General features: G+C 58.5%; 15 protein-coding genes. 9 read left to right on the top strand and 6 right to left on the bottom strand.

Annotated elements, in window-relative coordinates:
• Positions 1 to 243 precede the first annotated feature (243 nt).
• From ACSQ2A_RS22835 to ligD, 4 genes are all read right to left on the bottom strand, one after another.
• Complete coding sequence (locus ACSQ2A_RS22835; protein ID WP_436074148.1) at positions 244 to 606, bottom strand: response regulator; 363 nt, start codon at positions 604 to 606, stop codon at positions 244 to 246.
• A gap of 124 nt (positions 607 to 730) precedes the next feature.
• A complete protein-coding gene (locus ACSQ2A_RS22830; protein ID WP_436074147.1) occupies positions 731 to 1,846 on the bottom strand; it encodes a PAS domain S-box protein in 1,116 nt (371 codons plus the stop codon).
• Positions 1,847 to 2,189: 343 nt separating this feature from the next.
• Complete coding sequence (locus tag ACSQ2A_RS22825; RefSeq protein ID WP_436074146.1) at positions 2,190 to 2,528, bottom strand: nucleotidyltransferase family protein; 339 nt, start codon at positions 2,526 to 2,528, stop codon at positions 2,190 to 2,192.
• Between the two features lie 707 nt (positions 2,529 to 3,235).
• Positions 3,236 to 5,164, bottom strand: coding sequence for a DNA ligase D (gene ligD / locus ACSQ2A_RS22820; RefSeq protein WP_436074145.1), 1,929 nt, complete (start codon positions 5,162 to 5,164; stop codon positions 3,236 to 3,238).
• A gap of 105 nt (positions 5,165 to 5,269) precedes the next feature.
• Between ligD and ACSQ2A_RS22815 the strand changes: the two genes are divergently transcribed.
• The 3 genes from ACSQ2A_RS22815 to ACSQ2A_RS22805 are packed head-to-tail and all read left to right on the top strand — an operon-like array spanning position 5,270 to position 5,860.
• Positions 5,270 to 5,452, top strand: coding sequence for a DUF3606 domain-containing protein (locus tag ACSQ2A_RS22815; RefSeq protein WP_436074144.1), 183 nt, complete (start codon positions 5,270 to 5,272; stop codon positions 5,450 to 5,452).
• Positions 5,449 to 5,661, top strand: coding sequence for a hypothetical protein (locus ACSQ2A_RS22810; protein ID WP_436074143.1), 213 nt, complete (start codon positions 5,449 to 5,451; stop codon positions 5,659 to 5,661). Before ACSQ2A_RS22815 ends, ACSQ2A_RS22810 begins: the two co-directional genes overlap by 4 nt.
• Positions 5,648 to 5,860 (top strand): hypothetical protein, encoded by a 213-nt coding sequence (locus ACSQ2A_RS22805; RefSeq protein WP_436074142.1) that lies wholly within the window; start codon positions 5,648 to 5,650, stop codon positions 5,858 to 5,860. The genes ACSQ2A_RS22810 and ACSQ2A_RS22805 overlap by 14 nt, the downstream gene beginning before the upstream one ends.
• A gap of 54 nt (positions 5,861 to 5,914) precedes the next feature.
• Here the strand turns inward: ACSQ2A_RS22805 and xth are convergent, their stop codons facing one another.
• Together xth and ACSQ2A_RS22795 are read right to left on the bottom strand one after the other, a co-directional pair.
• Positions 5,915 to 6,685, bottom strand: coding sequence for an exodeoxyribonuclease III (gene xth, locus ACSQ2A_RS22800; RefSeq protein ID WP_436074141.1), 771 nt, complete (start codon positions 6,683 to 6,685; stop codon positions 5,915 to 5,917).
• Positions 6,686 to 6,696: 11 nt separating this feature from the next.
• Positions 6,697 to 7,008, bottom strand: a complete 312-nt coding sequence (locus ACSQ2A_RS22795; RefSeq protein ID WP_436074140.1) for a hypothetical protein — start codon at positions 7,006 to 7,008, stop codon at positions 6,697 to 6,699.
• Between the two features lie 78 nt (positions 7,009 to 7,086).
• On the opposite strand from ACSQ2A_RS22795, the gene ACSQ2A_RS22790 reads away from it, so the two are divergent.
• The 6 genes from ACSQ2A_RS22790 (at position 7,087) to ACSQ2A_RS22765 (ending at position 10,726) form a co-directional block, all read left to right on the top strand.
• Positions 7,087 to 7,341, top strand: a complete 255-nt coding sequence (locus ACSQ2A_RS22790; RefSeq protein WP_436074139.1) for a hypothetical protein — start codon at positions 7,087 to 7,089, stop codon at positions 7,339 to 7,341.
• Positions 7,328 to 7,699 (top strand): response regulator, encoded by a 372-nt coding sequence (locus ACSQ2A_RS22785; RefSeq protein WP_436074138.1) that lies wholly within the window; start codon positions 7,328 to 7,330, stop codon positions 7,697 to 7,699. Before ACSQ2A_RS22790 ends, ACSQ2A_RS22785 begins: the two co-directional genes overlap by 14 nt.
• 100 nt (positions 7,700 to 7,799) lie before the next feature.
• Positions 7,800 to 8,549, top strand: a complete 750-nt coding sequence (locus ACSQ2A_RS22780; RefSeq protein ID WP_436074137.1) for an exonuclease domain-containing protein — start codon at positions 7,800 to 7,802, stop codon at positions 8,547 to 8,549.
• A gap of 87 nt (positions 8,550 to 8,636) precedes the next feature.
• Positions 8,637 to 8,918 carry a hypothetical protein gene (locus ACSQ2A_RS22775; protein ID WP_436074136.1) on the top strand — a complete coding sequence of 94 codons (282 nt, stop codon included), beginning with the start codon at positions 8,637 to 8,639 and terminating at the stop codon, positions 8,916 to 8,918.
• Between the two features lie 295 nt (positions 8,919 to 9,213).
• Positions 9,214 to 9,912, top strand: coding sequence for an SOS response-associated peptidase family protein (locus ACSQ2A_RS22770; protein ID WP_436074135.1), 699 nt, complete (start codon positions 9,214 to 9,216; stop codon positions 9,910 to 9,912).
• A 415-nt stretch (positions 9,913 to 10,327) separates the two neighbouring features.
• Complete coding sequence (locus ACSQ2A_RS22765) at positions 10,328 to 10,726, top strand: hypothetical protein (RefSeq protein ID WP_436074134.1); 399 nt, start codon at positions 10,328 to 10,330, stop codon at positions 10,724 to 10,726.
• Positions 10,727 to 11,818 lie beyond the last annotated feature (1,092 nt).

The raw sequence follows: 11,818 nt of genomic DNA, 5'->3' as shown, positions 1-11,818 counted from the left end.
GCTCTTCCGCTTGAATTCCCCGTATCAGCCTGACAGCACCGTTGGCGGATCTGGACGACGATGACCGCTTTCGGGGATTTGGAAAGCGTCTTCGAACGACTGCAACGGGGTCGTTTACGGCCGATCAGGAATGTGCCCCACTTCGACACTCAAATTCTGCTGCGAATATCTCAAAGCGGCTGCCCCGCTCATGCCACCCTGTCTTCGATAGGGTCCGACGCCGACAAAGGTCGCCCCTGAATTCTATGCCAAGAGTTCCCGCATGGAATCCAGTATTTCCTCGTGCTTGTACGGCTTGCTGAAGAAAACACTGCCATCGGGAATATCCGTGATTTCGACAATGCGGTGCCCGGAGGTGACGATGATCTTCACAGGTGGCCAACGATCACGAACCGCTTCCGCGAGCTTCAGCCCATCCATACTGCCCGGCATGTCGATATCAGTGAATATTAATCGAATTGACGGGGTGCTAGCCAGAAGCTCGATTGCCTCGTCGGCGTTCGCTGCCTCGAAAACTTGGAAGCCTGCGGCTGCGATCTGGTCCGCGACATCCATCCTTATGAACATCTCGTCTTCTACGATCAGGATAGCGATAGGTTCATGCATAGTCGCCCTCACCAAAGACTGGGCTGACGCGGGCCATGGGCATCAATGATCCAACGCCACAATGGATGCAGAGTGACCGTTCAATTGAGTGCTGTGATTGCCCATACCAGCTCCAGCCTGCGAATTACACGCAGATCGCCGCCTTCGAGATCAAGATGGATACAAGCAACCCAGTCGGCTGCCATTCACGCTCGATCTTAGCGCCTAGAGCAATTGCCAATCCCTGTTCGAGGCGACTGCCGAAGCCTTTTGTTGCGCTCGGTGTTGGTGCAGGTCCACCGTTTTCTCGCCAAACAAGGCGCAGCAAATCGCCCTCGTTGATAACCACAACTTCGATCCGGCCCTCACCGACTGAAAGGCCGCCGTATTTTGCGGCATTTGTCGCAAGCTCATGAAGCAGAAGTGCAAGGTTGGTGACCGCCTTGCCGCCAACATTGAAATCTTGACCATGGATGCTGATACGGTTGCCGGCTGCATAGGGTTCGAGAATCGTCTGGACTAATGTGAGCAGCGCGACGTGCTGTTCGTTATCAGGACCAAGCAATCGATCCGACAAGATGAGATCATGTGCTCGTGCCAAAGCGGCCAACCTGGCCGTCACGCTTTCGATAACGTCGCTATCGCTCGCGGATGAGTTTTTGCTTATCGAGACAATGGCGCTGGCCAGCGCGAAAAGGTTTTTAACCCGATGGCGCATCTCGCCCATCAGGAGCTGTTGCTGCTCCTGAGCGATCAATCTCTCGGTTATGTCGCGCGCGATCTTTGATGCGCCGACAATTGCGCCAGTCCTGTTGCGGATGGGAGAGATGGTTAGAGAGATGTCGACAAGGGAGCCATCCTTGCGGCGGCGCTTGGTTTCGAAATGCTCCACGCGCTGGCCGCTCTGAATTTGAGCGATAATCAACGGCTCTTCGTCCAGCCGATCTGGCGGGATTAATATGGTGACGGACTTGCCGACGACTTCATCGGCGCTATAGCCGAAAAGCCGCGCGGCGCCGGCATTCCAGGTTTGTATGATGCCGTTGAGATTTTTGCTGACAATGGCGTCCTCGGACCCCTCGACAATGGCAGCGAGCCAGTCGCGCGGGTCAGGCGCTTGCGCGGGGTCAGCCTGCAACTGCAACCGAGTCTGGTTGCTCGGCTCAAGCTGCGAGACAAGATCAGCGCCTGCGAGCGTCCAAGAAGACATTCCCGTTTCCAGCTGATTTTTGTCCTGTCTGGCCATCACGAGCTTCTCCATACGTCATGCGCTCCAAGTGAGCGTGGGCCCTACCACCTCACCTCTATATACCATCCATCGATCTGTGCATCCCGCAACCATCGGGTCAGCGTGCTGCCGCCTGCTGCGTCACTCTTGCGCTTTGTCGTCGGCGGTACGCGGAGGCCTCACGGTCCGTGATCAGTCAGAAGAAAAGTCTTGTCGCAGGGTCTTATCGAACGGCCTTCTCGAATGGCCTTCTCCGCAGGTCGAGATCACCTAACCAGCTATGGGTCGCGCCTCCTCATGTCTGCATTTCGGCATCAACAACAGCCAACCGAATGGCAGGAATGGGGTCGAGAGCGGACAGTAGCCGCGGAATTAATCATCTCGATATCGTCACCCTGGAGCGGGGAGCGCATGAGAACTGCGGCCTCAAATCTGTATGAATCGCGTCGCGAATTTCAGGCTTCAACGCGCTTTCGAAAGTGAGGTGAACCGGCCATCCCAAAGTCGCACTCACCTCCTTTCGGAGGGCCCCGATCGTTGCGTAGTCCATGGCGGCCGTCTTGCTGATCAGAATGTCTATATCACTGTGATGGTCTGCCTCACCCCGGGCAACAGACCCGAACAGCCGGGGGTTCGTCACGCGATACCTGTCGAAAATCGCCAGAAGTCGTGCTGTGTTTGCCCTCAGGGCGTCCTCGGCAGAAGCGTGTTGCATCGTTCAAGCCCCAGCATCAGTTCCGCAATGGCGAGACCGAGCATAAACGATCTCATCGCCCGGGTTGATCCGATAGTGCAAATAGGAGCTGGAGCCGGAAAAAAGGCCAGAGGGCACCTCTGGTGCCCTCGGCGAACTCGACAAATTCTTCTCGGCGCGTGCCGATATCCCGCGTACCGCATGGACCACGATTTGGTGGCGATGGAACGCTATTGAACCGGGGTTCGCAGTCGATCAGTCGTTCCGCGAGGGACACTAGCGCAGACCGAATGAAAACACGACCGGAAACACGAGGCCTTAGTAAAATGAGGTCGGACACTGGGGACCTGTAGCCGACCCAAGAAGACCGCCGAGCGCTTGGCGCCGCCCCGCTCGCCGCACGAGCCTAGCTGAACACAGGGTGCAGCCGATTACTTCCCAGGGGCTATGAGAGAACCATTGCGGGGTGAACCGTTGGGTTTCGAATATGGAGGATATCGGGAGCTTCCCATCCCGCGAACCATCGCCGACACCGCCTGACCGCTGAGCCGGTACCACCTATCTCAAACCCCGACGAGCTGCCAGCACCCGATGATTTTCCCGCGCCCGACCCAGACGACCCGTTGGAGAGTTCCGATCCCGGCCCCGATCTGCCGCCATCGCGGCAACCCTTTCCTGACCACGAACCAGACCCACCCTTACGGCCAAGTGAGGTATGATCGGATTTCTCAGTGTGAGAGAACGACCTCTATGAGCCGCTCGCTCAGCACTTGCTCCACATCGAAATAGCCAGTCCAGGCATCATTGGTCCGATTTGCTGCGGCGAAAACGTCAAACGCATTCGCTTGGTCAATATTGTTCAGCTCTTCCCATGAGACCGGCATAGCCACAGGCGCACCAGCGCGCGCGCGCGTTGACCAAGGGCAAATGGCCGTGGCGCCTTGGCCGTTCCGAAGATAGTCAAGGAACATTCGCTCCTTCCGCCTCGCCTTGCTCATGTTGGCGACGAAGCGATGGGGATCAGTTCGTGCCATGAGTTGCGCAAAACCTCGGCAGAAATCTTTCACTTCATTCCAGTGAGCCTGCGGCATCAACGGCACCACAACGTGAATTCCCTTCCCACCCGAGGCGAGCGGCCAGGACTGAAGGCCAAGTGCCCCAAGCACGTCGCGGATGTCGAATGCAGCCTGTTTGACGTCCTCGAACGAAAGACCTTCGTCTGGATCGATATCGAAGACCATCCGATGCGGAAGGTCAGGATTATGGTGGCCTGAACCCCAAACATGAAACTCGAGGGTATTCATCTGCACGCCGGCGATGAGACCAGCCAAGTCCTCGATCCAGAGTATGCGCGCATCCTTGCCGCTGAGCTTTTGTAGCTCGCCTGCCCTGATGGCCTTTGGCATGCCCGGCAGTTGGTGCTTTTGGAAGAAGGTCCTTGTCAGGTCGTTGTCGGTGTCCCTGACGAGGGAAAGCGGACGCCCGACGATATGGGGGAGCATCCGCTCAGCAACTACCGAATAGTAGGCGGCGAGGTGTGCCTTGGTAATGGCGGTGCCCGGGTACATGACCTTGTCGGGGTGAGACAGTTTTATGCCGAGCGCGTCGGCGATATCTTTGCCCGTGGCGGGATCAAGTGGCTCAGTTGCCGACGTCTCCGCCGGCATTTCCAGAATGACCTGGCTTGCTGCCTTGTCCGATCGAAGACCCTGAAAGGAAGCATGGCGGACTGACCCGTCTGGCGTAATCTCGGCATAGGCCACTTCGGCCAGAAGTTCCGGCTTCACCCAGTTGGCGCGCCGGGCGATGTCTCTCGGCACAGAGGCAAACGCTGGCTTCGCCAGCCGCAGCTTTTCCAACTGGGCGACGATCTTGTTGCGCATTGCCTCTGTGAAACCTGTGCCAACGCGGCCGCGATAGAGGAACTTGCCGTCTTCGTATGTTCCCAGAAGCAATGAGGCCATGCCCCGGCCGGTGTCGCTCGGCCGCCATCCCCCGATAACGAACTCCTGACGCTTGGTGCATTTTATCTTGAGCCAGCTGGTCGTGCGATCGCCGACATATTTCCCTTCAGCCCTCTTGGCGATGACGCCTTCGTGCCCGCCCTCGCACATGCTCCGAAAGAGGGATTTGCCATCGGTGACGTGTCCCGAGAACTGAAGTGCATCCTCAGGTGGTCGCTCGCCCAAAAGGTCCGACAGGCCCTTCTTGCGATCTATGAGCGGCTGGTCGCTCAGATCGGCACCATCGAGCTCGAAAATGTCGAAGGCGAAGAATTTCAGAGGTAGGCCGGCACCGATGCCGGTCTTGAGCATCGAGAAGTTCGTTCGGCCCTTCTGGTCGATTGCAACGATCTCGCCATCCAGCAGTGCGCTCCCCTTCGTCAACCGGCGCAGCGGCTCAAGGATCATCGAGAACTTCTCGGTCCAATCGTGGCCATTGCGCGTGTAGACCCGCACCTCAGAACCCGAGATGGCGACCTGAGCGCGATATCCGTCGAACTTCATCTCGAATATCCATCCGTCGCCCTTAGGGACTTCTCCGGCCAGGGTACAGAGCTGGAACGGCCGGAATTCTGGAAGTGGATAATTGGGGGTAGATTCTGAGTCCCTGCGGCGCCGCCGCTTCTGGCGTGGTGCAGCCTCTACGGCCGGCATGCTGAACTCATAGTCATCAGCGATTCAATTCGGCACTGGCGAATCCGTTCCGGGCAACTCTTGGAGTCGCTCGCGCGTTGGCCAACCACCAAGAAGGAGGACATCATGGCACAGACAGAAACTTCCCGAGGCCGATCGCAGGACCGCGCCAAGGTCGCAGGCAGCCAGGATCACGAAGTCCGGTACGAAGCGGAAAAGACCGGCAAGTCGAAGGACCAGGTGAAGGCTGCGGTCAAATCCGCCGGCAACAGCCGCGACCCCGTCGAAAAAAAGCTGGGCTCAAAATGACCAAGAACAGTTTGCCGACCGGGGAGGGAACATCGAGCAAGAACGATGTCGCCGATCCTCACCCCTCCACCGAAGAGGACTACGACAAGATCCCACGCCCCGGTGGATCGCGACCGCCGAAGGAGAACGAGCCCGGGCCCAACAGCTATGCTCACGACGGCAAGGCGCCGCCGCATGGCGATGGTCGGGGTAAAAATGGCAAAGCTTGAAGTGGACGATGCACTGCTTGAGGGACTTGATCGGTTCATTGATGATCGGCACCGATCTCCCCGCGGCCACATGACCCGTGGCGAGGCCGCCTCCGCCATCATCAGAGACTGGTTGATGAGCCAGGGCTACGTGCCGCTGCCCAACGATCCCGATACGATCACGACAGCATTGGACGGGGCTGAAGTTCCTAAAGCCTAGCCGTTTGGCCGAGTGTTCGAAATCGAAGCTGCCCATTCGGCGTTGTTGGCGCTGTCATTTGAGAACGATCCAAGTGGGCGCGTGGTCGCTCGATTTCTCCCACCCCCGAACATGGCGATCCACCCCCGCATCCTTGAGCCGCTTGGCGAGTGTTGGTGACAGTAGGAGGTGGTCTATTCGCAGCCCCGCGTCCCGGGCATAGGCATTCCTGAAATAGTCCCAGAAGGTGTAGATGCGCTCACCTGGGTGGACTTTGCGTACCGCGTCTATCCAGCCCTGCTCGACGATCTGGTGATAGGCTTCGCGCACCTCAGGTCGAAACAAGGCGTCATCCACCCAGCGCTCCGGCTTGTAGACGTCGAGGTCGGTGGGCATGACATTGTAGTCGCCAGCAAGAACCACCGGCAGATCGCTCGCCAGTAACTCCTCGGCGTGATTGGCGAACCGCTCGAACCATTTCAGCTTGTAGTCGAATTTCGCGCCCGGAGCCGGATTGCCATTCGGCAGGTAGAGGCAGCCGATGATCATGCCTTCGACTGCTGCCTCGATGTACCGGCTGTGAAGATCATCGGGGTCGCCCGGTAGGCCGCGCCGAGTCTCGATCGGCACCGTTCCGCGAGCGAGGATGGCGACGCCATTCCAGCTCTTCTGTCCATGCCAGATAGCCCCGTATCCAGCAGCTTCGATGGCGCCGACTGGAAACCGTTCGTCGGGCGATTTGAGCTCCTGCAGGCAGACGGTGTCCGGCTCCGCCTCCTCAAGCCAGCGGAGAAGGACGGGTAAGCGGCCGTTGACGCCGTTGACGTTGTAGGTGGCGATCTTCATCCCTGGCCTACCTAGAGCTGATCATTGTCCGGCCCCTTGGTCTCCCCGACCATGCGGGTGAGCTCCGCGAAAGCTGGGGTGCCGGCCCCATCATCGCTCATATTGTTGGCCAGACGAAGCAGTCGGATGGGAAAGGCGATAGCGTCGCGATTGGCCGGCGACAGGTCTTCGACGACACGATCATCGCCGAGCACGGTCTGCTCGGACCGAGCGAGCGATCTGTCGATCTCCTCGACGGTGACGACGCCCTTGGCGACCAGCGTCTGGTTCAGTCCGGCGATGGCCATCAGCAGGCCTTCGAGTTGCAGATTGGCGGTGTTCATATCGAGCTCCTGTCTTTCGACAGGAACGACTGATGGTCGATACCGTTGCTGACGCATGCTGCAGGGATGGAGACGCATGTGACCACGCCAAACGATCTCAGCGACAAGGCGCTCGCGATTTTCGCCTTCGCCGCCTACCACCAGCTTGGGAGCGGGGACACCATCACCAGCGTCGTCGTCAACGATGCCTCAGGTCATCACGCCGATCCCGAAGCTCTATCGGAGCTCGCGGAGAAAGAGCTCGGCGAATTGAGCGGCGATCGCTTTGTCTTCAGCGTCGCGGGGCAGCTCATCCTCTCCCAGGTCATCGACCGTATTCGTGGGCACATCTGAAATGGCGGCCTCAAGCATCCTGATCGTTGAGGACGATGCCGAGCAGGCCGAGTTGCTGAAACAGGCACTCGTGGCACTGGGGCACACGGTGCTCGGTCCGGCGCGCGACTGTTCTTCCGCGCTTGAACTGATCTGGCGGGAGCGACCTGATCTGGCTTTTGTCGATACCCATCTCGGGTCCGAAACATGCGAGGCGGTCCTTGAGGAATGCGATCATCAATCGGTCCCCGTCGTGATCACGATTTCCGAAAAGGACGACTTCCCCGCGTTCTGCGGCGAACGAGATCGCCTGGTCGGCTCCCCCGTGACATCGATGCTGCAGAAAATGCTGGAGCACCGTGGTCAAGCTTCATCGTGACAATCGCGAATCCGTCCCCGCCGTATTGCTGCCAGGTTTTGGTCGAACGGGATGATCTGGTGGGGCTCATACCGATAACGGTCCTGCTGGGAGCGCTCTGATGACCTCATCGCGGATACGCGTTATCGACCTCGAGACCGCTGGTAATGGTCAATATGATGTCTGCGAAATCGGCTGGCAGGATGTCGTCCAAGGGAATGGCGGCCTGTGGTCCTTATCGGATGAACGGGGAGCGCTCTTCGTCAATCCAGGAAGGCCGATCTCGCCAGAGACAATGGCCGTACATCACATCATCGACGAATATGTCGCCGATGCCCCATTCTGGAAGGATGTCGCCCCCGACGTGTTGCAGCCGGATGCTGCCGTGGTGGCATTGGCGGCGCATCGCTCCGCGTTCGAGCAGCGCTATTGCACTCCCAGGCTGACCGGTGGCGCACAATGGATTTGCACCTGGAAATGTTCGCTCAGGGTATGGCCGGAACTTCAGAGCTTTTCCAACCAAATGCTGCGCTATCAGCGAATGCCCATTGGCCTGATTCATGAGCTGGGACTGCCCGCACATAGGGCGATGCCAGACGCCTATGTCACCGCACACCATCTCAGGGACATGCTGAACGTCGCTTCGGTCGACCAGCTTCTGGCCTGGAGTAAAGAGCCAGGGTTGCTGCCGCGGGTGCCTTCAGGCGCGGACCGCGGCAAGAGTTGGCAGGATATTGGTGAAGTCTCGCTCGACGCGTACGCTGGGGATCGCGACGTGGATGTCAGGTTCAGCGCGGAAACCGAGCTGCAACGCCGAGGCAGGGGAGCCGTCAGTGGGCTCGTCGCGCCAGCCCAAGGGCGTCTGCTTTAGGTTCACTGAAATTGTAGCCATCGCTGAACGGAATCATGGATGGCGGCGTGCGACTTCTAGGACTAAGCTCCCTCCCGGAGGCGGGGCATGCAGGCATATATCGACGAACTCAGCAGCGAGCTGACGGAGCGATACAAGCTCTATCTGGAAACCTTCCTCGTCGATCTCTGGAGCGAAGACGGAATTATAGAGTTCCGTTTCGGGTATACGCTTCGGCGCGCCAGCAAGCTCCACACACGAGTGTTCAAGGTCGGCGCCGAGGATGCCCTCACGGCCACAGAGCGATTAGCCGTTGTTGATGCGCTGTTCCTAGAGATCGTCGACCATATCGATGAAACGATCGCCGAAACCCTCGTAGAGCTGAACTAAGCCCTGATCACGTTTTTCGACCGTTAGGAGAGCGTTTACGCGACGCACTTCAGGTTGCTCGGGCGCGATCAGTACTGCGTACGCGCTATCCCAGCCAAACGGCTGCTGGAGCCCTCATGGATCTCGCGGTCGTCGCTTGCATTCTCTCGTTGTGCATTGTTGGAATACTGATCGGAGTTCCGTTGGCGCGCGCGTGGCGCCGCCGTCGAAACCACTGGTGAACTGCAAGTCCACTCGTGACGCTTTACGCCGACAATGACGCGCATATTATTCGAAGCGACGTGAGGGCGGCCGGATGTGTAATCTCTATTCCATGACGACGACCACCGAGGCCATTCAGCGCCTGGTTCAGGAGTGGGAAGATGCGATGCGCAACATTCCATCGCTGTATGCGATCTATCCCGACTATACGGCACCGGTGATCAAACAGCGCGGCGATAGCCGCGTGCTTGGGTTTGCGCGATGGGGTCTGCCGTCGCTGAAGGACGCGGTCACTGACAAACCCAACCGCGGCAACACCAACGTTCGTCATCCGTGGTTCGAGGACTGGAAGGGGTATCTCGGTGTTGAGAACCGTTGCCTCGTGCCGATCAACCGCTTTGCCGAACCTATGAAGCTTGCAGACGGAAGCAGCGGAAATGCCTGGTTCGCGGTCGACGAAACTGAACCGCTGACTTTCTTCGCCGGTCTATGGACCCACTGGCATGGGACGCGTCGCAAGGACGAAGGACCTATGGATCATAAGGTTTTTGCGTTTTTCACGACCAAGCCGAACGATATCGTCGGTGCCGTGCATGAAAAGGCAATGCCGGTGATCTTGCGCACAGAGCAGGAGCGTGATGTCTGGCTGCGTGCCCCGTGGGCAGAAGCAAAATCTCTGCAGAAGCCATTGCCCGACGGCGAGCTCAAAGTCATTGCCGAGCTTCCGCTAAAATACGTTCCTGGGCTCGACGGCATTCCCGATCCCGGAGATCTGTTGCGACTGCCGTCTTAGGACTGGCCGATTGCTCCAAATGAACTTCGCTCGCCCCTGCGAGTTTCTGTCCGATGCAGAAAACGACAGGCGGGTTCCGATGTTGAGTGTTGGATCGATCGTGTGGGGCGTGGAGGACGTTCCTCGCGCAATCAAATTTTGGTGCGCCGCTCTCGACTACAAGCCGCGGGATGTGCCTAGCGTTGATTGGGCAGCTACCTTTGAGCCCCGGCTAGTCCGGGGCTTTTTTCGCCTTGGGCGGAAAAGTGAAGCCAGAGGATGGAACCTTGCGCCCCGCGAACTATTGCACCCATGCCTACCCTTACGTGCCTGACCGGGCATGCGCTGCCCGTCGCGCAAGTGCACCCACATCGGATGTTCCTGTTCGGATCGAGCCTCTCCACGGCGGAGTTGGCTGCGCCATGGGAGCACCCTCATGTCGATACTTTCACACGTCTCCAGGGCATTGGTAGTCGAAGATGACTATCTTCTGGCAACTCAGATGCAGGACTTTCTGTCGGCGTTTGGCTGCGAAGAAGTCATCACGGCCTCTAGAGTGAACACAGCCCTCCACGCAGTAAACGTCGGAGTGCGCTTTGCGGTATTGGACGTCTCGCTCGGCGGAGAACCTTGCGATCACATCGCAAGGCGCCTGTCGGCCGACGTCATCCCGTTCATTTATGTGAGTGGATACCAGCAGGAGCACCACCCGGAGCTTCCACTGGCCCCCTGGGTTGCCAAGCCGGCCATCGAACGGAACCTGCTCGAGGCCATCTCGTCCGCTCTCAATCCGCCAGGAAAAAAACTTAGCGCATTGCGATCCGACTATGCGTGAATACCGTGTCGTAGACCTGCGGTCCCCCACGACGATAGAGCATCGGGTGCGCGCCGCCTCCCCAGAGTCGGCGGCTTCAACCATACTTGGCGAGACAGTCATTCGCGGGGGCCAGCATCTCGATCGTGTGATCTGCAAAGCCTATTGGCTGGAAAGTGGGGGAACAACCAGCATGGTGAGACTGTACCGGCCTCTCCGACCGGACGCGGAACCTTAGCGGGCTGAGCGACTTGTGCCGAGGCATGAAAGCCTGCCCCATAAAGGATATCACTGTGAAAACGTACGACCCCCACAAATCAACTAATGAGGTTCGGCAGGCGAGCCCGCGCAAAATGAACTTTCGTGTGCTGATCGTTTCGTTGATAGGCATATTGATCGCCTTCGCAGCGCTCTATGTCATCTACAACTACGCTGTGCCAGCACCAACGGCTTGAGTGCTCGGAACCTATCCGAAACGGATGAGTTCATAGACCCGAGCATCTGGCGCGGGTTGTCGACGCCACCGTGCTGGATGCTCAACCAAAGCCGCCGCTTGATCCAACAGAGATCATGACAGGCGGCTTTTTCGTGCTCACTCGTGATCGAACCAATATCTGTCTGGGCCATTGGTCTGCGTCAGAGCGAGATCGGCTCCTGTTGGTTGCTCTGGCTCTCTGGTGAGAAGGCCCTGGTGTTGCTCTGGGGCCTTCTTTTTTGTCGATAACGCCGCCACCCGCCTAGTCCCGCGGTGTTCGAGAGGCGGCATTATTATGCAGTGGATTGAAGAAGTTACTGGACGGGCGAGCGCGTGCGTCGTTTCGCCGAACGGAGCCTTACTTGCTCGCGGCCTAGGCGGCTTTTTCGTTTCGTTGTTCGGTGATCCTGCAAAAGAAAAGGCTTCGCAGAAGAGAGGCTGATTAATCTAGTTAAATGATGGAGGGCGAGGAGCTTGCTAGGCTCCAGTTCCCTAGCCTGTCAGAGCCTTCGACATCTTTCGGCAGAGGAAAGCCCTGTTCACTCGCCCCGGCCAATCCGGGCGTTTTGTGGCGGGGCGTGGGGCGGGAAGGCTTCGGCGCTGAGGGAGGCCGAAGCTTTCCCAATCTCTCAGGACCA

Origin of the sequence: Devosia sp. LjRoot3 (assembly GCF_964252865.1) — a bacterium.
Taxonomy (GTDB): domain Bacteria; phylum Pseudomonadota; class Alphaproteobacteria; order Rhizobiales; family Devosiaceae; genus Devosia.
Note: the sequence above shows the minus strand (reverse complement) of the source record. Positions and strands in the feature narration are given on the sequence as shown.